The sequence below is a fragment of the Xenorhabdus aichiensis genome, from assembly GCF_028598775.1.
GTDB classification, from domain to species: domain Bacteria; phylum Pseudomonadota; class Gammaproteobacteria; order Enterobacterales; family Enterobacteriaceae; genus Xenorhabdus; species Xenorhabdus bovienii.
Genome location: NZ_JAQRFO010000002.1, coordinates 42023 through 64209 on the forward strand (window position 1 = coordinate 42023; position 22187 = coordinate 64209).

A 22187-nucleotide genomic window follows, 5' to 3' on the forward strand; every position below is an offset into this window, starting at 1 on the left:
TCTGATCGTCATTTCATTAGCTGAATTGATTCAACTCCATCTATGATACGGAAAAACACCCAGTCTGCATTAAGATTATGTTTATTTTCTGACGCTCTTTTGATTATGAATAAATTCCCCGTTAATCCCAACGGTTTTTATACTCCTCTGGCACAACGGAGCAAGGATCTTGGTGAATAATAATATTGGCACCCGGAAACCTATCCCGCAATTTATTTTCAATCCCCTCGGCCAAAGCATGCGCTTCCACCAGCGGCAGGTGATCATCTATCTCCAGGTGGAACTGAATAAAACGCGTTGGACCTGATTGACGTGTTCGCAAATCATGCCCACCCGCTATTCCGGGATAGCGCTTGATCATCGCAATAATCTCTTGCCGCTCTTCATCGGGCAAAGCGCGATCAAGCAAAGATTGTACGGCATCATACCCCATCCGTAACGCACTATAGAGGATATAAGCCCCGATTCCCAAGGCAAACAGGGCATCTGCACGCCGGAAACCATACATACTCAAGACCAGTGCCAGAAGAATCGCCCCATTCATCAACAGATCGGACTTGTAATGCAACATATCCGCGCGAATAGCCTGACTTTGAGTTTTATTGATCACCCATTTCTGGAACGTCACCAAGCAGATCGTTGAAATCAGGGCGACGACGATCACCCAGATACCCACCGTCGCATGCTCCAATGGACTGGGGGAGACCAAATGCTGAAAACCCGTTAAAAACAGAAAGATAGCCGATCCGGAAATAAACATACTTTGGGCAAGCGCCGCCAGCGATTCCGCCTTACCATGCCCGAAAGTATGTTCTTTATCGGCAGGCTGGAGCGAATAGCGCACAGCGAAAAAATTAGTCAAAGAAGCGGCCAGATCGACTAAAGAATCCACTAGCGCCGCCAATAAGCTTACCGACCCCGTCAACCACCACGCAACAATTTTCACCACCAGCAACACACTGGCCAGTATCGTTGCTGACAGCGCAGCAGCACTGACCCATCGCCCATAATTTATACTCATTGACTACCGCCCTTCGGTTATTCAGTCTCAGGTATAAAAATAGCGTGTTAGATGGAAAAATATAGGGGCAGCAAAACAAAGCGAATCAATTCTATCCAACATACCGCCATGCCCCTCAATAATTCCGCCAAAGTCTTTCACTCCGCTGTCACGCTTGATTGCTGACATACACAACCCACCAATAAAGCCCATCAACGTGATAGCCAACGACATCAGCCCCGCTTCCCACGGTGAAAACGGCGTCACCCAATACAGTGACATCCCTAGCAGCGAAGAGGCCAAAATCCCCCCAATAAATCCTTCAACCGTTTTATTAGGGCTTAATTTCGGTACAATTGGACGCTTACCGAATAATTTGCCAAATACATACTGCAAAATATCGGACATCTGCACGACAATCATCAGGAACAGCAATAGCTTGATATTCTGATCTTCATAATCGGGCATATGCAACATCAACAAGGCCGGAGCATGGCTCAGGGCAAACACCGTGATCAGCATTGCCGATTGGATTTTAGCGGTTCGTTCCAGAAAGCGGGTGGTATCCCCAACCAATGCAATACGAACAGGCAAAAACAGAAAAACGTAAACCGGAATAAAAACCGAGAATAAGCCGTACCATTGCATCCCAACCAAGACATACTGGATTGGCATAAAGACAAAGAAACACCAGAAAAGAGCCTCATGATCACCGCGGCGAGTCGGTGTCAATGTGATGAATTCACGCAGGGCAAAAAATGACATCACCGTAAACAGGATCACCGATCCCACAGACCCAACGATAACAGCCAGCACACAGATGATACACATCATCCACCAGCCACGGATCCTGGCATTCAGGTTATCGATAGTCGCACTGCGATTTACCCCCGAATACCAAAGCGACAATATGCCGCCAATCGCACTGGCGATAATCAATACCCCAAATATCCCGCCCAGCAGAAGCATCAGGTCATTATCAATCTTGGTCATCGCATCAACTCCTCCAGTGCAGACTGGGCACGTTGCAAGAAGGCGACTTTGCTTTCATTTTCACCCAATTTATCCAGAGGCTTGCCAAATGTTGCCGAACAAATAATCGGCACCAATAATCTTTTCCCTTTCGGCAGGACACGATTTGAATTTTCCAGATAGACAGGGATCATTTCAGCGTCAGGGTACTGACGGGCCAGATGATACAAACCTCCCTTAAACGGATTGAGTTGTTCACCATCTCCCCGCGTACCTTCTGGAAAGAAAATCAACGACTCTTTTTTCGCCAGAATAGCTTCCAAAGGTGCAAGAACCCCCGATTTTGAGGTATGTTCGCCTTTACGCTCGATCAAAACTGCACGAAATACCTTATACATAAGATAGCGACGCAGCCTAGTTTTATCCCAATAATCCCGTGCAGCTACAGGGTGAATCTGATAACGCAGTTTGGGCGGAAGCCCAGACCAGATCACCAATCCATCAAGATGGCTGGTATGATTTGCATAATAAATGCGGCTTGAGGTCGATGGCTGACAGCCAATCCATCGTACTTGTACACCGGTCAAGACACGGCACAGGCCCAATAACGTCGCGCCCATGCATCTTGCTAATAAGCTTATTTTATGAGAATTAGCCATATTGGGTATCCTTATCCCTTACTGTGTAATAACAGTGATAAGATTTTCTAATTAGCGGCTTAAGAGAAGGTAAGATAATCAAGATTGGTCAAGATAACAACGGGCTGAGGGCACGTTATTCCCAAGCAGAGGAGAGCTAAATTCATCCAAGCCTATATTGATACGGGCTAATAAGCAATCTCCTCATTAACAGAGAATTACCCTTATAATTTAGTGCGGTAAAATAAAAAATAAGAACCTAGCCTACCAAAAATGCGACCATGAGCGGTTCCCCTGACATTTTGGGGCTGAAAGGCAGCTCAATAGACGGCATTAATAGGGATTCAGTTATTTTGGAAATCTTCTGCGCGATCAACCAATACAGATAAAAATGAGGTTCTGGCAAGTTCATGGGCATTTGGGGTCATGATACTAATGAGTTGATATTTTTCCGGCTCACACTAATGACGGGCATACACGAGATAGCTATTACTCTTACGTGCAACAACGGGCATCTTAGCTGGCCACGGTTCCTCATCAGGTAATTTGATATGTATTTTGAAAACAAAAGAGGCGCATAGAGATGCATGATCTTCCCAGCGCCCCTCGTCACCAAAAATAATCGGCCTCAACCCTAATACCGCCTTTTAGGAAAGAAAGGAAAGGCAGTTATAAGGATATATTGATATCGTTAACACCACAGGCGCGCGCATAACGACTGAGTGTATCGATGGATGCCTTAACGATATTTCTTTCTATTTTTGATACAGTCGGTGGTTTGATCCCCATTTTTTCAGCGACCTGAGCGCTGGTCAGCCCGGCATTTTTCCGCCATTCAGCCAGTATATTCTGCATTTCAATCGCTAACTCAAGCTCTTTTTCTTCTTCCGCTAACGCGGCCTTAAATCGGGGGTTTTCTTTTGTTCTTTCTTCAATGTAGAGATCTAAATCATCACGCATCATATTTCCTCTTAATCTCTTGATGGTTCTGTCAGTTCATTTCTTCGCGCAATCGCTATCCTGAGTTCATTCAGGGGAGTGGTATTGGTTTTTTTCACAAAGCATCGTAACAGATAGATTTTCTTCCCTGCGGCATAACAAAAAAAACTTCTGGCTATTCCATCTTTGGCTTTTGCTCTCAGCTCAAACAGTCCTTTGTATCCCTCTATCGGTTTTGAATGCGGCTCTCTCAGGCTGGTCGGGTTTTCTCTTAATCGCTTAATTAACGCGACCATGCGCAGTTCCAGCGAGTCGGGCAGTGATTTTAATTCTTCCTTAAAAGCATCATGAAACTTAATTTCAAACATACGGCAATCCCCTCTTGATGCTCAAATAATAGCCCTTGAGCTAAGTTAGCGCAAGAGCTAACTTAGCTCAAGGGCTAATAAATTCTAGCATCAGCACATAGCAATAACCCGCCTTGGAAGCGGGTTTAGTGATAATTACGTGACATGTCACGCTATCATAATTTTAGTTCATCCTGCATACAGTAAAACCCGACTTACCTAAAGGGCAGGCAACCCATGTCCTAAGGCATACTTTCGCTAGTCATTTCATGATGAACGGAGGGAATATAATTGCATTACAACAGATACTTGGTCACGCCAGCATAACCCAAACAATGGCCTATGCTCACCTTGCCCCAGACTATCTACAATATGCAATTACATTAAATTCTCTTAATGATAGAATTAAAGTAGCGTAAGAAAGAAGAGTGTGGCGATCGTCCACACTCAAAAACTTTCAAATACTTTCTAACCCTTTCGTATTTTTTTATGTTACCTCAGCTTCATTTAAGAAGAGCCCGTTCAGAACTCTGTAAATTCAGGCTCGGTTTTTTCGGCTGAAAAGTGTAAGCCATTAATCCTGACACCACTTCGAGCAAAAAACCGAGTACACTACGGTGTCTTGAATGTTCTATTTAAGAGATGTTTTTCAGCTGACACTGGTTGAGTAGACCGCGGGAACTGCCCCCGCAGCCTCTCGCAGAACGGTACGTGAGCCTCTCGACTCATACCGCTCCCATCAAGCAAACGTGCCTGTCATTCCTGCCCGCCAATGGGCAAACAACCCCTGATGCTGCTTTGCAATCCTTTGAAGCAGTTTTGAAGCCTGGGTTTTATGCCTGCTCAGTGCCTTGTACTTTCGTCTGGCCCAGCGCACTGATGCTTTGTTGAGTTGCCTGAATACCTTATACAGCTCTGAACGACAAAATTGACCATAATAGCTCAACCATCCACTTATCATGGGATTTACCCTACCTGCCGAACTATTGTTCGCGCTTTGACCTCAACGCTCACGACCACCGCACTTTACGGCAGCCGCTTGAGGGGGTTTGAAGCCGGCTTCCGACAGCGGACTTCGGTGGGCCTGCCACCATCTCCTCCTGAGCTTATGCTACATACTGGCTGCGTTCCCTATACTGCCAGTTTGTATGCCTGCGGCACACTTTTTATGATAAAACGCTTTAATAACATCATGTTGTCCCATGCAGAGAGGACTTTTGCTTTCATATTACGGCACTTTTTGGTGATGAAAGTCACTCCTGTTTCCGCTAAATCATCCACAAGGGATTGGCTGATATAACCTTTATCTCCGTAAAGAGAGCCGGTTAATACTTTTGCTAATTCCCGACCGGCTCTCGGTCATCCACATTACCTGCTGTGTGAAGTTGGTAAGGCAACAAATGATAAAGTTGGCCTTATTATTTCATCTCATACTCACGGCCATACGAATAGTTGATCTTACCTCTATAATGCAAAAGCCCCTCATATTTCGAGGGGCCTTCTATAATTCACGTCACGTTTCCTTTTTGACCTACTGAATCATAGATGAAATGCCACGCGCTTACCGGTTGGAAGTGTCACATCAATACTTAATTCTCCCCCCAAAGCCGCTACATAGCGCTTGAGCGTTGAAAGGCGCGGATCATGGTCGGTGTTTTCCATTCGAGCAATAGAAGGCTGTTGAACACCCATAGCGGCAGCAAGCTCCGCCTGTGACATGTCTAACTCATCACGTAACTGACTAAGAGCCAACTTGATGCTGGCCTGTTCAACTCGTTTTTCAACGCGCGCCTGCATTTCCGGGCTTTCTTGCGCTAACAATTTTCTGTAAGTAGACATAATTATTTCTCCAGATTGTCCAAGTGACGGCGATATTCAAAATCGGCTTTTCGGATCATATCCTTGTAAAACCGCTTTTCATTTATCCCGGTTTTATTGCCGGCACATAAAACGATTGCACATCGCTTAGGGTCAAAAGCAAAAAAAGCTCTAATCGGATCACCGGCGTGTTGAATACGTAATTCCTTCATGTTTGGGAAATCTGAGCCAGATAGCGTATCAACATAAGGTCTGCCAAGATTCGGGCCAAACTTTTCCAGTACTCCCATTGCTTCATAAATTGACTCCCTGAGTTCATCACTCTGAGCCAAAAACCATTCGTCAAAGCACTCTGTCGTTATAACTTCCCACATACCGACCCCATAACTTATTCGTTATAATTAAAAATATAACATATTTGTTATATTGCCAATATTAATATTGAAAACGGACAGCATTATTTTCGTTTTATTGTGGGCTATCGAAACACATTACCGCCTAGAGTGTGGAAACCGTCCACCGATCGTCCACACTCAAAAACTTTCACACACCTTCTCACTCTTTCGTACTTTTTTATGTTTTTGTTTTTACAGGGATGTTAGCTATAAATCATTGAAAAAAAAAGCCCCACAAGGGGGCTGAAAGACAGGGATGGTGTCTATGGCAAGGAAAACTGTTGTTGATGCAACTTTACGTCAAGGGTATTAATAGAAATCAGTTCATTTCTCGATCAACACGCACTTCATAACGTTTCTGGAGTTGTACTTTCTGCTCTGCTGTCAACAATTGATAAATCTGATTGCGAATACGTGCGATCTCTATACTCAAATCAACATTTTCTTTCGCTATTTTTTCAAGCTGCGACCTAACCGCAGCCTCATCAAAATTCGTTGAATTCAAAAGGCTATACATCTTCCGACGTTCAGCTCTAATATCTGCCACGGGTTTCTCATGCAAGCGTTGCTTTTTCACTAAATCCCATATCTGCTGGCGTTGTTGTTCTGTTAAGGTGATTCCAGCGAAGATACAACTATAGTTATAGTTACGTTCATCATTCAGGCAATAACTAACGTTATTCTTATTACCATATGGCATACAGTATTGTGAGAAGTCATCAGCAGTAACATTATCAGTACCAGCAGTTTTAGCTAAAGCATCGGTTGCTCCAAGAACAAACATTGACGCTAAAGCCAAGATTGCTATGTTACGCATCAAATAATTCCTCGCTTCCTCGAACAGTACTATTCGATGTCAGTGCGGATCACTATAACCCTGCTGCTGCAAACTAGCGTCAGAGCATGTAAAAGAACGTAAAGTTATGGAATAGCAAAGTTTGTTATCGTATTTTGCTCTCGGAGGAAGAAAACATGCATAAAATCTTATTAGTTGATGATGACCGTGAACTGACATCGCTATTAAAAGAACTGCTCGAGATGGAAGGATTCACTGTTGTGCTCGCTCATGATGGCGAACAGGCATTACAATATATCGATTCTTCAATCGATCTGCTACTACTGGATATCATGATGCCACGTAAAAACGGCATTGAGACGCTAAAAGAGCTACGGCAAGACCATCAGACCCCCGTTATTATGCTAACGGCCCGTGGAAGCGATTTAGACCGTGTTCTGGGGTTAGAACTGGGTGCTGATGATTATCTCCCTAAGCCGTTCAATGATCGTGAACTGGTGGCTCGTATACGTGCGATCCTGCGCCGTTCCAACTGGAGTGAACAACAGGCTGATAGTGGAACACCTGTACTCGAAGTCGATAAACTACAGCTCAACCCTGGGCGGCAGGAAGCCAGCTTTGACGGTACGATTTTGGATCTTACCGGAACAGAATTCACCCTACTTTATTTATTAGCGCAACATTTGGGACAAGTCGTTTCCCGCGAACACTTGAGTCAGGAAGTCTTGGGAAAACGGTTAACTCCCTTTGATAGAGCCATTGATATGCATATTTCCAACCTGCGCCGTAAATTGCCGAACCGGACTGACGAATTGCCCTGGTTTAAGACATTGCGTGGTCGTGGATACTTAATGGTCTCTGCAAAATGATCAATAGTTTGACAGCCCGTATTTTTGCGATTTTCTGGCTTACACTGGCGCTCGTCCTGATGGTGGCCTTGATGGCACCAAAACTGGATTCACGGCAATTGACACCGCTGCTGGACAGTGAATATCAACAGGGCACCATACTCGCGAAACAGATAGAAAAAGAGTTAACCCGCTACCCTGCCAATGAACTGTTTTGGTGGCTACGACTGGATCGCGCAATTGCAAAATGGACGCCGCCGGGGCAACTTTTACTGCTCGTTACCAGTGAAGGGCGTATCGTTGATATCCAGACCAGTGAAAAGCAGGTTGTCCGTAACTTCATTGGTCAATCCAATAATGCAGATCATCCCAAGAAGAAAAAATATGGTCGCTCTGAAATACTCGGGCCTTTTTCTATCCGCGATGGTGAAGATCACTACCAGCTTTACCTCATTAGACCCGCAGGTAGCCCCCAGTCTGACTTTATTAACTTAATGTTTGACCGACCCCTTTTATTACCTGCTGCAACCATGTTAATCAGTGCGCCATTACTATTATGGCTGGCATGGAGTTTAGCCAAACCTGCTCGTAAATTAAAAAATGCGGCAGATCAGGTTGCGAAAGGCAATTTACGGCCACATCCTGAACTGGAATCAGGCCCACAAGAATTTTTAGCCGCTGGCAGCAGCTTCAACCAGATGATCAACGCGCTGGACAGAATGGTGACAGCCCAACAACGGCTGATTTCCGATATTTCTCATGAACTGCGCACACCACTGACTCGCCTGCAATTGGCAAGCGCCCTGCTACGCCGACGTCATGGTGAGAGCAAAGAGCTGCAACGTATTGAAACAGAAACTCAACGATTAGATGAGATGATCAATGATCTTCTGGTACTTTCCCGCAATCAGCATAAGAATGAACTGCTGCGTGAAAATATCAAAGCCAACGATATATGGCACGATATCCTGGAGAATGCTAAATTCGAAGTCGAGCAGATGAACAAAACGCTGGATATCGTCTCCCCTCCCGGTTCTTGGGTTATCTACTGTAATCCGGCAGTACTTGGCAGTGCATTGGAAAACATCGTCCGTAATGCCCTGCGTTATTCTAGCAGTCATATCGCCGTTGCGTTTAAGGCGGATAACCATGGAGTGACAATTACGGTTGACGATGATGGCCCAGGTGTCAGCCCTGAAGACCGTGAACAAATCTTCCGCCCGTTTTATCGGACAGATGAAGCGAGAGATAGAGAATCGGGTGGAACAGGATTGGGGCTGGCGATTGTTGAAACGGCAGTGAGCCAGCACCGAGGATGGGTGAAAGCAGAAGATAGTCCTTTAGGTGGGTTACGGCTGATAATTTGGTTGCCGTTGCAAGGGAGATAGACTGCTTTCGTCTTAAAATTTAGTTAGTTACGGTTTGTAATAGTTAAAGAAAAAAAACTATTGTACTTGACCTCGAAGCAGCGAAGGTCTAACCTCGTCGCTGCTTAACACAAATAGTCTGTATTATAATTTTTGTTAAGGTAAAAATTTAATAATATCAAGCAAATACAAAAACCCTAAAGCACAATGGGCACTCTGGGAGCCGTAACCTAGTGCGGTAGCTTTATATTTTCTGGAGATTTATTATTAATTACGCAAATTTATATTAAAATATAATCTACTAATGTAATACACATTAGAATAAAATTTAATTAGCAAGGTCTATATGATAACTCATTATTTACCAATTTAGATAGAGTTACTTCAGATACTTCGAGAGTAGAAATTAAATTTAATCAAGAAAATTCAACAAATTATAATACGATCTAGTTAAAGATAGTATCTTGACCAACTAAATAAAGATAAGTGTTAAAAATGAAAAAAATATTTAATTATCTATTTTGTTTCACTTTCCCTCTATTATTCAGACCTAAAAAAGAATTGGCAATTTTTACATTTGATAAAAATAATTTCAAATTCAATACTAAAGCATTATTCGAATACACATTAAAAGAAAATGTTTTAGATGTAAAATACATAATAAACAATGATAAATTAAGAGAAGGTCTTACAAAGAAATACGGTAATAAATTCATAACAACTAAAAAAATAAGAGATATAATACAAATATCAAGTGCAAAAATATGGATTACTGATGGAGGATTCCCTCTTAAGACACCATTTGGACATAAGAATAGAATTTTAATTAATTTATGGCACGGTATTCCACTTAAGAAAATAGGAATAATGGGATATTCAGGATTATCAAAATTAAGAATTTTTCTTACTTTGAAAATGTTTGCAAAGCACTATACTTTATTTTCCTCAACTAGTCCAAATTTATCATCAATTTATTCAAAAAGCTTTCTAATAAACAAAGATAAAATAAAATCTCTGGGGCAACCAAGGAATGATGCACTATTCGAAAAAAATAACTCTATTAGTGACTATATTTCAGACTTACCTGAATATAAAAAAGTTATTTTATATGCTCCAACTTGGAGAGCTGGGATTTATGGTGATGACTGGGTTGGCGAAGACACAAAATTTTTTCCTTTCCAAAATTTTAAACAAAATGAATTAGAAAAATATTTAGAAAAAAATAAAATATTACTCTGTTTAAGACCACATCATCTACAAAAAACGGAAATAAAAAATTCTAAATGGATTAAAGATTTTTCCTCAAATACTTGTAATGAAATTATGGAAGTTATTGGAGAATTTGATCTTTTAATAACAGACTATTCAAGTATATACTTCGATTTCTTAATATTAAATAAACCTATTTTATTTTTACCCTATGATTTAAAATTATACGAAAAAAATGTAGGTTTAAATTTTGATTATCAATCTGTCACACCAGGACCAAAACCAACTAACCAAAATGAATTTATTTTTGAAATCTCCAAATTATTATCTGAAAAGGATTATTTTAGATTAGAAAGAAATAATGTTAATGACTCTTTTAATACTGTCAAACATGGAAACTGCCAAAGAATACATGAGTTTATAATCAAAAATTTGAATAAAGACACAAAAATATGACTAAAAAAATAGTATTCCTAACGGAAAGTATGGTTGGCGCAGGCGGTGTAGTCAGAGTAATTAGCTCATGGGCTAACTACTTTTCAACAATAGGATTTAAATGTACAATTTTGTCAGTTGTTTCTGGAAATCCATATTTTCCTCTAAATAAGACAATATCATTCAAAATAAAAAAATATATTTTTAAATATAAAATATTAGCCTTACCAATAAATCTATTTCTTATCATTCCTATTCTAAACGAAGCCAAAAACTCCTATTTGATTGTTAATAAATCTGCTTATATAGAGCCTATCTATATTTGGAGAAGACTAGGCTTTTTTAAAGACATTAAACTCATCTATTTTTCTCATGGTGGAAATAATGAATTCGAAACATTTTACATGTCTAGAAAAACGACTAAACATCGAGTAAAAATGATCTTTGATGTATTTGACGATGTAGTATGTCTCTTCAAAAATACAACTGTTACTCCAGATGCCGTAAAAGATGAGAAAATAACTTTCATATCAAATCCATGTTCTATTCCAACACATATAAGAAAAAAAGATGAATATGGTAAAGCCGTAACTTATATAGGAAGAATAACCAAAGAGAAAGGAGTCGATAATTTAATTAAAGCATGGGAATTAATCGAATCCAAACATCATGATTGGAAATTAGAAATTATTGGTGATGGCGCAGATAAAAAAGAATTTATTTTATTAGCAAAAAAACTAGGACTGAAAAATATCTATTTTCATAAATCAACAAATAATGTAGTTCACTACTTCAGACAAACAACAATAAGTGTGCTACCATCTTTATTTGAAGGATTACCACTAAGCATAATAGAAGCAAAATCACAAGGATGTGCAGTCATTTCAACCAAAACAAATGGTGGAAAGAAGCTAATTAATAATATGATTAATGGAATATTGGTCGATATAGGGGATATAAGAGATCTAGCAGATAAAGTAGAGCTTCTGATTAAAGACGAAAAATTAAGAAACAAGTTAATAGCTCAGTCCTATTCAGAAATGAAATACTTTGAAATTGCATATATAGCTAAAAATTGGGAGAAGATTTTTAGATGATATCTGAATACAACTCAACTTTTCTATTGGGTTTATCTTTAATTTCATTATTAATAACGATTTTTACTGCGAGTTTAAAAAATAAGGCTTTCTCAAACTCTGTTGCATTATTTTTAGTAATTATATATGTAATATTATTTGGATTACGAGATTATTCAGTTGGTTCCGATACTAAAGCATATGTAGAAAACTTCCTATATAAAAATTGGGATTTTGAGCTATTATTTACGGCAATAACGTATTTAATAAAATTATTTACTGACAACCCAACAATTTATTTAATGATTTTATCCATAATTTATGGAATAAATATATACCTCGCCTATATAATTTTTGGGAAAAATATAAAATGTTATATAGTTATATTTATATGGGCTGTCCTATTTAGTCAAGGAATGCTAACAGGAACAATTAATTATTTCAGGCAGGCTCTTGGCTTTTCATTTTTCTTATTAGGTTTAGGATTTTATTTTAAAAAAGGAAAAATAGATTTATGCTCATGCATTTTAATTATATCATCTATTTTTGTTCATAACTCAAATGCTATATTACTATCCTTACTATTTTTATCTAGATGTATAAATCTCAAAGTAATATTTATTATTTACATTGTTTCATTATCACTATTTTTTGGTGACATAGGTCAAACCATAATAAATAAATATGGTGATTATTATATAGTCCAAAGGACACTCGAAAGACATTTATATTTTAATGATCGTCGCGCAATATCAACAATATATGCTCATATTTTGCTATACTCTTTGCACTTTTTTATATTTTTATATTTCTTAAAAAGACAAATCAAAAATAAATCGTATAAAAATCTATTAAAACTATATGGCTTAATATTATCATTTTCTATTTTTCTATCTTTCAACAGAGAAATGGCTATAAGATATTACATCATATTACAATACATGATTCCAATATTTTACATGTACATATCCACATGTATAAAACAAAAATTAGCGTTCAGTATACTATTTGCAAGCTATACAATGTTATATCTTTATTACTTACTAAATAGACCATGGTTTACAGACCAATTCTTAGGAAATATCACTCCATAAGGAAAAGCGATGAAAAAAATTATAACGTACGGGACGTTCGATCTTTTGCATGTAGGCCACATCCGCCTTTTAAAAAGATTAAAATCACTCGGTGATTATTTGATAGTTGTGATTTCTACCGATAACTTTAATCAGCTCAAAGGAAAAAGGTCTTTTTTTTCTTATGAAGAACGAAAAGAAATTGTTGAATCTTGTAAATATGTTGATATGGTTCTTCCTGAAAATACATGGGAGCAAAAGAGAGAAGATATAATCAATAATAAAGTAGACATACTGGGGATGGGTGATGACTGGTCTGGCCATTTTGATGATTTACAGGATATTTGCGAAATTATTTATTTAAAAAGAACTGAAAACGTTTCAACAACTAAAATAAAAAATGAACTGTCAGTTATTACTCCTCAAAAACTACAAGAGTTAGAGCAATCAGTCCATAATGTTTTTAATATAGTGAAGGCAATATCTGGAGCAAATAAATAAATGTCAGAGCCCAAAATAATTACATGTACTGGTTATGGCGGTACAGGTTCAAGTGTTGTTTCAGATTTATTAAAAGAATTTTCTAACATTTATTCATTTGGAGAATTTGAATTTAGATTTCTACAAGATCCCCATGGAGTAAGAGATTTAGATTATGGCATTGTTCAAAACAATAATCGTCTGACTACAAGCTATCATATTAATAATTATATAAGATACACAGAATTTCTAAGTAAAAGTAATATTTATCCATATGAACGCTTTTTCAATAATAAATTCAAAGAGATTACAGACGAATATATAAAAAATATCATTGATGTAGAATGGGATGGATTCTGGCATCAAGATATTATTGATGATAACCCACTTAAAAAATTTATATACTACCTTGAAAGACTTTATCAAAAAAAATTTTTAGGTACGAAAGAAGGGGGAGCTGAAATTTATGGGAAACTTTTTAATAAAAAAATGTATTATTCTTATCCAAGGGAAAGTTTTTATTCAGAAACTCGTAATTATTTAAGAAAATTGATCAACTCATCAAACTATGATTCAAAAGAGTATGTAGTATTTGATCAGCTTATCCCTCCTAATGACACCAATCATTATTTGAAATATTTTGATGATTTAAAAGTCATCATTATCGATAGAGATCCACGTGATTTATATCTTTTAAATAAATGTCGATGGAATGAAAAATGGATCCCTACTGGGGATATTCATAATTACATTCGTTGGTTCAAAATTCTTAGAGAACATCAGAAATTCGATCAAGAAGACAAAAGAAAAGTTATTAGACTATCTTTTGAAGACTTTATATACAAATACACTGAAACAGTACAAAAAATATGTGATTTTTGTGGTATTGAAAATAAAGAACATAGCTATAAGTACAAATATTTTGATCCAACAATATCAATAAATAATACAAATATAAAATATAAACATCCCGAATATAATGTAGAAGTAAATATCATTGAAAAAGAGCTCCCCGAGTTTTGTTATAATTTTCCAGAGAACAAATTAAAGTTATAATAATTATGAAAAATGTTATCTATACATCCGGTGTTTTTGATATATTACATGCAAGTCATGTTAGGGCGTTAAAATCAGCTAAAGCTCAAGGAGATGACAATGCTATTTTAATTGTAGGGATAGCCACAGATGAAGACACTCAAGCTTATAAAAGAAAACCTGTTATCCCCTATGAACAAAGAGTAAAAATGATCAAGTCTTTAGATTTTGTTGATAAAGTAATTACAGCTCCTCTTTTTACTAATAGACAATTTTATGATTTTTTTGGTATTACTTTACATGTTCAAGGTGAAGATGATGCAGGTGAAATTGATTACTATAAAGGAGGTAAAGACATTTCAATCATGAAGTTTATAGGTAGAGACCCTATTGAATCTACAACTTCATGTATATCAAAATTAAATGATATTATTGGTAATGATTTTATCGTTGAACCACTACATGGTGGTATTTCAAATATGACTTGGAAAGTATCATCACAAAATTCTAACAAAAAATATGTGCTTAAATATTTACAATCATCAAGTGTTGAATCATTTTCATTAAGGCATGATTGTATCATCCTAGGCGGAACCTTTGCATTATATGAATATATAGAAGGTATAGTTGGATATATAGCAAGTAAAGAGCTCATTGAATATTTTAAAGAAAAAAAGAAAACCTATAAAAATTTCATACCAGCTTCTAAAATAAAAAAAGAAGTTACAATTCCTTTTCCTAGTCTAATGAAATATATTGATAATAAAAAAGAAACATTTTTAAAAGAATATAATTTCTATGATTTTATTTTTGAAAAAGAGCGGAAATGGTGCTGGTCACATAACGACCTTGTACGAGAAAATATTATAAAAACAGAAAATGGCATTAGATTTATTGACTGGGAATATGCTGACCTAGCCCCTTTTGAAATGGATATTGCTTCGTGCATTGTCAATGGCATCATCGATTTTTCTGATTTAAACCCTGCAGAATTCGATCTAAAATTTATAAGTATTCTCGTAATGTTCCAATGCAGAGTTTGGGTAAACTGGTATCATCAACACCCTGATAAATACGATACCAATATTATATCTGATTATAATAAAAAGTTTCACGAATTTAAAAATAAATTAAAATCCTTTGACTAGATTAACTTTAGTTGAAAAAAATGAATATGAAAAAGGTATATAAGTGCATAATTTTTCAGTATTAATGTCTATCTATAATAAAGAACAACCATCATTCTTTGATCACGCACTTCACAGTGTTTACGAACAAACTTATAAATCAAATGAAGTCGTAATTGTACAAGATGGTAAATTAAATCAAGAATTATATCAAATAATTGAAAAGTGGAGAAAAAAATTACCAATAAAAGATGTTATCTTAGAAAAAAACCAAGGTTTAGGTATAGCATTAAATGCAGGTTTAAATTCATGCACCAACGACTTAATTATAAGAGTTGATACTGACGATATAAATAAACCTGATAGATTTGAAATCCAATATACATATATGAAAAACAACCCTAACATAACTGTTTGCGGGTGTCATATTGCCGAATTTGATAAAGATCCTTCAGATATCAAAGGGTACAGATGTGTACCAATCGGCGATGAAATCAATTCAACCATAAACAAACGTAATCCTATAAATCACATGACAAGTTGTTTTAGGAAAGAACACATCCTTAGTGTTGGTGGGTATCAGCATTTAACCTACATGGAAGATTATTATCTTTGGGTTCGGTTATATGTAAAAGGTTTTAAATTAGAAAATTTAGACAAAGTACTTGTATTAGCACGCACAGGGAAAAATATGCTCAAAAGAAGAAGAGGACTAATTTATTTTAGATCAGAAATTAAAATGCTAATAAAATTATTGAAATTAAATATAGAAAATAAGTACAGTACAATAATATATTTTTCTATTAGAGCTTTTATACGGTTGATACCCTCATCAATACTTTCGAAGATATATTCTCTCTTAAGAAAAAAACAAATTCGTCTTTAAATTTATTTAAGAATAAAGCAAAATTTATTAGGGGGATATTTTGATTAGTGTAAAAATTGGTAGTGGTAAATCTATTGATTATGAGGTTGTAAATTCATGTCTATTTTATGACAAGTTGACATTAACGTTTTTATTTTCTGATGGCCGAGTCATTGAATCATCCTTACTACCCAATAGAGTTTCATTTTCAAAAAATAAAAAAATTATTAACGAAAAAATATCTTTATTCGAAAAAAGATTCAACCAAGAAGTTCATATTATTAATTCTAAAAGAACACTATTCATAGAATTTATTCTATACTTTTTATTTTTGATAGTAAAAAACGTAATCATAAAATTATTTATGCCAAATCAATGGATCATTGCATATCGCAGAAACGGTGATGAACATTGGACTCGTATCAAATACAAAAAAAATGAGTTAATGGCAGATCCTTTTATTTATTATAATAATAATAAATATTATGTTTTTTATGAAGCATTAAATTATGACATCAATCGTGGATATATCTCTGTTGGTGAGTTAGATACGAAAGAAAACAAGTTGATAAATGTTAAGACAATTATTGATAAGAATTACCATTTATCATTTCCATATATATTTAAAATCAATGATGAATTATATATGATCCCTGAATCATCAGAAAATAATACGATTGATCTTTATAAGTGTATTGAATTTCCATATCAATGGAATAAAGTCAGAACTCTTATTAATAACATTCAAGCCGTTGATACAATTTTGATTGAGAAAGAAGGTATCTGGTACCTATTTACTAGCGAAAAAGTTTGTGGAGCCCCCTATGGAGATGAGTTAACTATATTTACAAGCGAAGATCCATTAACATTACCATTTCAGCGCATTTCCAATATTCCTTCTGTACATGATATTTCATTAGCGCGTAATGCTGGTTCTATTTATAAAGACAGCACAGGTACTCTGTATAGAGTATCACAAGATTGTTCTCGTCGATATGGATATAAAGTTAATATAATGAGGATAAATCAATTATCTAAAGACGGATATCATGAAGAACTAATATCCAAATTCAACTTACCAAAAAATACAATAGCAATGCACACATATAATATTGCTAATGATATAGAAATTACAGATCTAAAAATAATCAATAAAGATATTTATTCATTAGGAAAAAATTCTCTTCGTATTTTAAAAAAAATCATCAATAAATAATTAACATGTCAAAATCAATCACTATCAATGGTATATATAAGTTGGCATTAAATCTATTCAGATTTACTCTGCCAGCACTAGTTATACCTTACGTATATCGTACATTATCACCAGATAACATTGGTGCTGTTAATTATGCCGAAAGCATCTACGCATATATAAATTCTATAGCTGTATTAGGCCTTTCTTATTATTCTATAAGAGAGCTAGGAAAAATAAGAATAGATAAAAAAAAAGCATCTGAATTATTTTCCAATATATATTTAATAAATATATTTACTGTTTTATTTTCTTTAGTAATTTATTTATTTATAATTTTCTTCTTTATATCAGATCAAAAAATCCATGTCATATCTATTATCCTTGTATTTAAACTATTACTTTTAGCTTTTGATATAGAGTGGGTTAATGAAGCTTATGAAGAATATAAATTCATATCATTAAAAACGATGTTATGTAGAGCAATATCTTTAATTTTAATGTATTTGTTAGTAAATGCTAAAGAAGACTATATAATATATGTTTGGTTAAATATATTATTTGATGCAACTAACGCTTTTATATCATTTTTTTATATTTTATTATATAAAAAAAATATTTCCTTCTCTATAAGTCTTATTAAGACTAGCTTACTGAAAAAACACTTTAAAAAGGTACTCTCGACATTATTTATTATTGACATTGGGTTTTTCTTCTTCAGTTTTGATAAAATAATGCTAGGAGCATATTCATCAATAGAAGAAGTAGCATTTTATAGTCTTGTTGAGAAAATAATATTAATAATCGTTGTATTATCTTCAACTTTGACTCAAGTAACTTTACCCAGATTATCTATACTCGCAAATTCTGATCCAAAAGAGTTTCGTAATTTGATACAACGTATTTTTACCGCGTTAATGATGATAATAATACCATTATTATTCGGGGGATTATCTTTATCCAAGGAAATTCTTTATATATTTGGGGCATCCGAATATATAAATGCCGCACCTGTAATGAAAATATTTATTTTATATATAATAATATTTTCATTATTAAAAATATTAGGCAGCCAAGTTTTATTTGCTTTAAATAAAGAAAAGGTCTTCATTAAACTATTAGTAATATTTAGCCTTATAAACATATTTATAAAGATATATAATAGAAATCATCTAACAGCTGAAAATAGTATACTCATTACAATATCGATATTATCTGTTCTGTGTTTACTTCTCTATGCATATATATATTATAAAGAAGGTATTAAAATTAAGATTTTTAACAAAAGTATCTGTATTTATACTTTCGCCTCTCTACCAATAATTAGCATTAATTTTTTCCGAAATTACATTGATGGGGTTTATATTTTTACACTAATAAGTATAGTGTATACATCTATAATCTATATAATTATTTTATATATTACAAAAGAACAAATATCACAAGATCTAATAAAGAAAGTATTTAGAAGAAAATAACATTTTCACTGAAAAATCCTCCTCTATAAGGTCTTCAGTAACCATATCATTTTTATATATTTAAAATATCACTATCCATAATATAAGCACTTTTTATTATACTTATATCATCATATTATGAAAATCTGTAAATAAATTAGCTTTCCCTCTAAGTAAGGATGTAAAATGATCAAAATAATAGGTGGTTCAGGATTCATCGGAACTCGTCTCTCCATGCAATTGAAAAAAGAGAATATTCCATTTAAAATTATAGACAAAAATAAAAGTGAAGTTTTTCCTGATAATTGGGAGTATGGTGATGTCACTAAACCAGAAACTCTATTAAAATCTTTAGAAAATACCTCTATTATAATTAATCTGGCAGCAGAACATAAAGATAATGTTAGTCCAATAAAACTGTACTATGATGTAAATGTTGAAGGTGCAAAAAACGTCTGTAAAGCAGCCGAAAAATTAAATATAAAATACATTATTTTTACCTCTTCTGTCGCAGTTTATGGCTTTGTAGAAAAAGAAACTGATGAAAATGGTGATTTCAATGCCTTCAATGATTACGGCAAGTCAAAACTAGAAGCTGAACATACATATAATTCTTGGCAAGGAAAGAAATCAGATAGAACATTAGTGACTATTCGACCAACAGTTGTTTTTGGTGAAAATAATAGAGGTAATGTTTATAATTTATTTAAACAGATAGCCTCTGGACGTTTCTTAATGATAGGTTCAGGGAATAATGAAAAATCAATGGCATATGTTGAAAATGTTGCTGCTTTCTTAAAATTTGCAACAACATTCCCGCCAGGACACCACGTTTTCAATTATGTCGACAAACCAGATTTTACTATGAACGAACTAACAGGTGTTATTTGTAAAGCTCTTGGAAAAAATAAATCCAATATTAGCATACCATATCCAGTTGGAATTTTAGGTGGTTATTTTTTCGATGTGCTATCTAAAATCATAGGAAAAGAATTTCCAATAAGTAGCATTCGAGTGAAAAAATTCTGTGCACGTACTCAATTTAAGTCTGATACTATAGCTCAGACAGGATTTGTGCCGCCAGTAACACTTGAGCAAGGTATAGCCAATACCGTTCAAACAGAATTTAACCATTTATAAATACATATTCTTAGTTTATTTCTACCAGGACAGTGCTCAACACTTTTCAATGAATCACATTATGTACTCTAAGTCATATGCACTGTCCGTAATCAAAAAAATTCCCAACAAATATATCCGAAATATATACTATATTTATCTATACCTCATTATAAAAATCCATATATTACTCTTAATTAAATTAAGAGATATATGCACTAACATTATCATCATAGACATGAAAAATGATTATAAATAAAATCAAAAAAAATATTTAAAAAATAATTAGTTGTATTTATACTATTCTATCTATTTTTCAATTCTCAGAAAGAAATCAAAGATACCATAAATATGACCTTTCCGTACTATATACATTCCAATAATACATTAACAGCATTAGAGAAAATTTCCGTCTTGATTGGAAAAAATTCCTTGCTACTATAAGAGATAAAATTTTTTTCTACACGATAAACTTTGGTATGTACCCACTTGATTCATCCAATTGAATTAAAAGCTTTTGAATAAAATTCATTTCACTTAGTAACAAAACCGAATTTTTAATTAATTATTATGGAGTGAGTTTCATGACGACAACAATAGAAATACCATATATTTCAGACAAATATTTTCATACTAATTTAATTGAAAATGTAAACATTGCCGATATTAAAATATAATTCATTTGCTAACATTCTATCTCAGTAGTTATCATAAATAGCTCAGATTAAAACGCAAATAAAATAGTTTATTATCATATTTATAAACCTATAGTGAAACATAATATAAATCATGAAAGTTAATAATAACATCCCCGCAAATTTCTACGGACTACTTTCCGGAATTTTTTGGGGGTTAAGCGGTGTACTCTTGGCTTTATTACTAAAAAACCATACACTTTCCTCTTATTTCATGATCCCTATAATCATTGCTTTTATGAATGATTTAATTTCATTTGGGTACATGACATTTTTTCTAGTATATAAAAAAAAGCATAAAGAAATATTTTCCATTTTTAAAGACAAAAAGAATTTAATCATTGTGCTAGCTGCTATATTTGGTGGCCCGATAGGTATGTCTTTCTATATTTTAGCAATTAAATATATCGGCATCGGATATACAGCAACCATTTCAGCATTATACCCTGCAGTTGGAGCATTAATATCATTTATTATACTTAAAGATAGAATTCACTACATAGGATTGTTTGGATTGCTATTAGCAATAGTATGTACAATGATATTAGGCTATTCAGCATCAACTCAAATTGTATCTGGATGGATAGGCTTTCTGTTTGCTTTTCTATGTGCATTAGGTTGGGGATCTGAAGTAGTTATCAGTTCTTATGGTATGAATAAAAACATCCCTTCAGATATTGCTTATTTTATAAGGCAATTATCATCCTCATTAGGTTACTTTATCCTTATCATAGTATTTATTCACTCTTTTCCCGGGGTAGCATATATTTTCTCAGATGTTAAATTATCTACTTTACTATTTATAACTTCTTTAGCTGCCACAGTATCCTACCTATTTTACTATCGTGCTATAGAAAAACTCCTCCCTATCCGAGCCATGGCTTTAAATATAACTTATTCTGTCTGGGCAGTTATATTCGCCTATCTAATTATAGATGAACCCATTTCTATAAATTTATTACTTACATGTGTTGGCGTTTCTTTAGGTTCATTTTTAACAGCTGTTAATCCTCGTGATATCAAAAAATTAAGATTAGATCTCAAATGAATGCAATAATTTTAGCTGCAGGTTTAGGTTCTCGATTCAAAGAACTGACCATTAATAACCATAAAGCATTACTGCCTATTAATGGCATACCTAACATTGAACGCACTATACAGTATCTAAAAGAATTTGGAATAAATGAAATACATATAGTGACTGGGCATATGTCTCATTTATTCGATTATCTAAAAGAAAAGCATCAATGTAACTTAGAGTGTATCCCAATAGGAAGTATTTGATATTATAGTCAGCCTAT

The 22187-nt window shown here is 34.7% G+C and carries 23 protein-coding genes and 4 pseudogenes; 15 read left to right on the plus strand and 12 right to left on the minus strand.

Annotated features, from left to right (window positions below):
• Positions 1 to 121: 121 nt before the first annotated feature.
• From fieF to PSI22_RS01510, 6 genes are all read right to left on the minus strand, one after another.
• Positions 122 to 1021, minus strand: a complete 900-nt coding sequence (gene fieF, locus PSI22_RS01485) for a CDF family cation-efflux transporter FieF (protein ID WP_273578080.1) — start codon at positions 1019 to 1021, stop codon at positions 122 to 124.
• Between the two features lie 27 nt (positions 1022 to 1048).
• Positions 1049 to 1993 (minus strand): phosphatidate cytidylyltransferase, encoded by a 945-nt coding sequence (locus PSI22_RS01490; RefSeq protein WP_273578082.1) that lies wholly within the window; start codon positions 1991 to 1993, stop codon positions 1049 to 1051.
• Positions 1990 to 2631: a lysophospholipid acyltransferase family protein gene (locus tag PSI22_RS01495; protein WP_038185601.1), complete on the minus strand. Its 642-nt coding sequence runs from the start codon at positions 2629 to 2631 to the stop codon at positions 1990 to 1992. The genes PSI22_RS01490 and PSI22_RS01495 overlap by 4 nt, the downstream gene beginning before the upstream one ends.
• A 440-nt stretch (positions 2632 to 3071) precedes the next feature.
• The gene (locus tag PSI22_RS21675) at positions 3072 to 3242 is read right to left on the minus strand and encodes a type II toxin-antitoxin system YafO family toxin (RefSeq protein WP_503016466.1); all 171 of its coding nucleotides are present in this window, start codon (positions 3240 to 3242) and stop codon (positions 3072 to 3074) included.
• 37 nt (positions 3243 to 3279) lie between these two features.
• On the minus strand, positions 3280 to 3573 hold the full coding sequence (locus tag PSI22_RS01505) for a helix-turn-helix domain-containing protein (protein WP_046337727.1): 294 nt from the start codon (positions 3571 to 3573) through the stop codon (positions 3280 to 3282).
• An 8-nt stretch (positions 3574 to 3581) separates the two neighbouring features.
• Positions 3582 to 3917, minus strand: coding sequence for a type II toxin-antitoxin system RelE/ParE family toxin (locus tag PSI22_RS01510; protein ID WP_038250535.1), 336 nt, complete (start codon positions 3915 to 3917; stop codon positions 3582 to 3584).
• A 170-nt stretch (positions 3918 to 4087) separates the two neighbouring features.
• Here PSI22_RS01510 and PSI22_RS01515 point away from each other — a divergent pair.
• Positions 4088 to 4315, plus strand: a pseudogene (locus tag PSI22_RS01515) (tyrosine-type recombinase/integrase); the annotation flags it as partial.
• Between the two features lie 84 nt (positions 4316 to 4399).
• Here the strand turns inward: PSI22_RS01515 and PSI22_RS01520 are convergent.
• The 6 genes and pseudogenes from PSI22_RS01520 to PSI22_RS01545 form a co-directional block, all read right to left on the minus strand.
• Positions 4400 to 4552: pseudogene (locus PSI22_RS01520) on the minus strand (IS982 family transposase); the annotation flags it as partial.
• An 83-nt stretch (positions 4553 to 4635) separates the two neighbouring features.
• Positions 4636 to 4860, minus strand: a pseudogene (locus tag PSI22_RS01525) (group II intron maturase-specific domain-containing protein); the annotation flags it as partial.
• A 194-nt stretch (positions 4861 to 5054) separates the two neighbouring features.
• A pseudogene (locus tag PSI22_RS01530) lies at positions 5055 to 5275 on the minus strand (transposase); the annotation flags it as partial.
• A gap of 160 nt (positions 5276 to 5435) precedes the next feature.
• On the minus strand, positions 5436 to 5735 hold the full coding sequence (locus PSI22_RS01535; protein ID WP_273578089.1) for a helix-turn-helix domain-containing protein: 300 nt from the start codon (positions 5733 to 5735) through the stop codon (positions 5436 to 5438).
• Positions 5736 to 5737: 2 nt separating this feature from the next.
• Positions 5738 to 6088 (minus strand): type II toxin-antitoxin system RelE/ParE family toxin, encoded by a 351-nt coding sequence (locus PSI22_RS01540; RefSeq protein WP_273578090.1) that lies wholly within the window; start codon positions 6086 to 6088, stop codon positions 5738 to 5740.
• Between the two features lie 340 nt (positions 6089 to 6428).
• Complete coding sequence (locus PSI22_RS01545; protein ID WP_273578091.1) at positions 6429 to 6926, minus strand: Spy/CpxP family protein refolding chaperone; 498 nt, start codon at positions 6924 to 6926, stop codon at positions 6429 to 6431.
• A gap of 155 nt (positions 6927 to 7081) precedes the next feature.
• Between PSI22_RS01545 and cpxR the strand changes: the two genes are divergently transcribed.
• The 14 genes from cpxR (at position 7082) to PSI22_RS01615 (ending at position 22170) form a co-directional block, all read left to right on the plus strand.
• Positions 7082 to 7774 carry an envelope stress response regulator transcription factor CpxR gene (gene cpxR, locus PSI22_RS01550; RefSeq protein WP_012990551.1) on the plus strand — a complete coding sequence of 231 codons (693 nt, stop codon included), beginning with the start codon at positions 7082 to 7084 and terminating at the stop codon, positions 7772 to 7774.
• The gene (gene cpxA / locus PSI22_RS01555; RefSeq protein ID WP_273578095.1) at positions 7771 to 9141 is read left to right on the plus strand and encodes an envelope stress sensor histidine kinase CpxA; all 1371 of its coding nucleotides are present in this window, start codon (positions 7771 to 7773) and stop codon (positions 9139 to 9141) included. The genes cpxR and cpxA overlap by 4 nt, the downstream gene beginning before the upstream one ends.
• 474 nt (positions 9142 to 9615) lie before the next feature.
• Positions 9616 to 10785, plus strand: coding sequence for a CDP-glycerol glycerophosphotransferase family protein (locus tag PSI22_RS01560; RefSeq protein WP_273578097.1), 1170 nt, complete (start codon positions 9616 to 9618; stop codon positions 10783 to 10785).
• Positions 10782 to 11861 carry a glycosyltransferase gene (locus tag PSI22_RS01565; RefSeq protein ID WP_273578098.1) on the plus strand — a complete coding sequence of 360 codons (1080 nt, stop codon included), beginning with the start codon at positions 10782 to 10784 and terminating at the stop codon, positions 11859 to 11861. Before PSI22_RS01560 ends, PSI22_RS01565 begins: the two co-directional genes overlap by 4 nt.
• A complete protein-coding gene (locus PSI22_RS01570; protein WP_273578099.1) occupies positions 11858 to 12934 on the plus strand; it encodes an EpsG family protein in 1077 nt (358 codons plus the stop codon). Before PSI22_RS01565 ends, PSI22_RS01570 begins: the two co-directional genes overlap by 4 nt.
• A gap of 9 nt (positions 12935 to 12943) precedes the next feature.
• Positions 12944 to 13414, plus strand: coding sequence for a glycerol-3-phosphate cytidylyltransferase (gene tagD, locus PSI22_RS01575; RefSeq protein WP_338113565.1), 471 nt, complete (start codon positions 12944 to 12946; stop codon positions 13412 to 13414).
• Positions 13415 to 14449 carry a sulfotransferase gene (locus tag PSI22_RS01580; RefSeq protein WP_273578101.1) on the plus strand — a complete coding sequence of 345 codons (1035 nt, stop codon included), beginning with the start codon at positions 13415 to 13417 and terminating at the stop codon, positions 14447 to 14449.
• Between the two features lie 5 nt (positions 14450 to 14454).
• Positions 14455 to 15576, plus strand: a complete 1122-nt coding sequence (locus tag PSI22_RS01585; protein WP_273578103.1) for an adenylyltransferase/cytidyltransferase family protein — start codon at positions 14455 to 14457, stop codon at positions 15574 to 15576.
• A 43-nt stretch (positions 15577 to 15619) separates the two neighbouring features.
• On the plus strand, positions 15620 to 16441 hold the full coding sequence (locus tag PSI22_RS01590) for a glycosyltransferase (RefSeq protein WP_273578106.1): 822 nt from the start codon (positions 15620 to 15622) through the stop codon (positions 16439 to 16441).
• Positions 16442 to 16481: 40 nt separating this feature from the next.
• On the plus strand, positions 16482 to 17636 hold the full coding sequence (locus tag PSI22_RS01595; protein WP_273578108.1) for a glucosamine inositolphosphorylceramide transferase family protein: 1155 nt from the start codon (positions 16482 to 16484) through the stop codon (positions 17634 to 17636).
• A gap of 5 nt (positions 17637 to 17641) precedes the next feature.
• Entirely contained in the window at positions 17642 to 19093 is a 1452-nt protein-coding gene (locus PSI22_RS01600; RefSeq protein WP_273578110.1) for an oligosaccharide flippase family protein, read from the plus strand.
• 165 nt (positions 19094 to 19258) lie between these two features.
• On the plus strand, positions 19259 to 20212 hold the full coding sequence (locus tag PSI22_RS01605; RefSeq protein WP_273578112.1) for an NAD-dependent epimerase/dehydratase family protein: 954 nt from the start codon (positions 19259 to 19261) through the stop codon (positions 20210 to 20212).
• Positions 20213 to 20980: 768 nt separating this feature from the next.
• On the plus strand, positions 20981 to 21934 hold the full coding sequence (locus PSI22_RS01610; RefSeq protein WP_273578114.1) for a DMT family transporter: 954 nt from the start codon (positions 20981 to 20983) through the stop codon (positions 21932 to 21934).
• The gene (locus PSI22_RS01615) at positions 21931 to 22170 is read left to right on the plus strand and encodes an NTP transferase domain-containing protein (protein WP_273578116.1); all 240 of its coding nucleotides are present in this window, start codon (positions 21931 to 21933) and stop codon (positions 22168 to 22170) included. Before PSI22_RS01610 ends, PSI22_RS01615 begins: the two co-directional genes overlap by 4 nt.
• The last annotated feature ends 17 nt before the right edge of the window (positions 22171 to 22187 follow it).

Coding starts and splice junctions, on each gene's coding strand:
- fieF (WP_273578080.1), bottom strand. CDS start 1,021: ATGAGTATAAATTATGGGCGATGGGTCAGTGCTGCTGCGCTGTCAGCA.
- PSI22_RS01490 (WP_273578082.1), bottom strand. CDS start 1,993: ATGACCAAGATTGATAATGACCTGATGCTTCTGCTGGGCGGGATATTT.
- PSI22_RS01495 (WP_038185601.1), bottom strand. CDS start 2,631: ATGGCTAATTCTCATAAAATAAGCTTATTAGCAAGATGCATGGGCGCG.
- PSI22_RS01505 (WP_046337727.1), bottom strand. CDS start 3,573: ATGATGCGTGATGATTTAGATCTCTACATTGAAGAAAGAACAAAAGAA.
- PSI22_RS01510 (WP_038250535.1), bottom strand. CDS start 3,917: ATGTTTGAAATTAAGTTTCATGATGCTTTTAAGGAAGAATTAAAATCA.
- PSI22_RS01535 (WP_273578089.1), bottom strand. CDS start 5,735: ATGTCTACTTACAGAAAATTGTTAGCGCAAGAAAGCCCGGAAATGCAG.
- PSI22_RS01540 (WP_273578090.1), bottom strand. CDS start 6,088: ATGTGGGAAGTTATAACGACAGAGTGCTTTGACGAATGGTTTTTGGCT.
- PSI22_RS01545 (WP_273578091.1), bottom strand. CDS start 6,926: ATGCGTAACATAGCAATCTTGGCTTTAGCGTCAATGTTTGTTCTTGGA.
- cpxR (WP_012990551.1), top strand. CDS start 7,082: ATGCATAAAATCTTATTAGTTGATGATGACCGTGAACTGACATCGCTA.
- cpxA (WP_273578095.1), top strand. CDS start 7,771: ATGATCAATAGTTTGACAGCCCGTATTTTTGCGATTTTCTGGCTTACA.
- PSI22_RS01560 (WP_273578097.1), top strand. CDS start 9,616: ATGAAAAAAATATTTAATTATCTATTTTGTTTCACTTTCCCTCTATTA.
- PSI22_RS01565 (WP_273578098.1), top strand. CDS start 10,782: ATGACTAAAAAAATAGTATTCCTAACGGAAAGTATGGTTGGCGCAGGC.
- PSI22_RS01570 (WP_273578099.1), top strand. CDS start 11,858: ATGATATCTGAATACAACTCAACTTTTCTATTGGGTTTATCTTTAATT.
- tagD (WP_338113565.1), top strand. CDS start 12,944: ATGAAAAAAATTATAACGTACGGGACGTTCGATCTTTTGCATGTAGGC.
- PSI22_RS01580 (WP_273578101.1), top strand. CDS start 13,415: ATGTCAGAGCCCAAAATAATTACATGTACTGGTTATGGCGGTACAGGT.
- PSI22_RS01585 (WP_273578103.1), top strand. CDS start 14,455: ATGAAAAATGTTATCTATACATCCGGTGTTTTTGATATATTACATGCA.
- PSI22_RS01600 (WP_273578110.1), top strand. CDS start 17,642: ATGTCAAAATCAATCACTATCAATGGTATATATAAGTTGGCATTAAAT.
- PSI22_RS01605 (WP_273578112.1), top strand. CDS start 19,259: ATGATCAAAATAATAGGTGGTTCAGGATTCATCGGAACTCGTCTCTCC.
- PSI22_RS01610 (WP_273578114.1), top strand. CDS start 20,981: ATGAAAGTTAATAATAACATCCCCGCAAATTTCTACGGACTACTTTCC.
- PSI22_RS01615 (WP_273578116.1), top strand. CDS start 21,931: ATGAATGCAATAATTTTAGCTGCAGGTTTAGGTTCTCGATTCAAAGAA.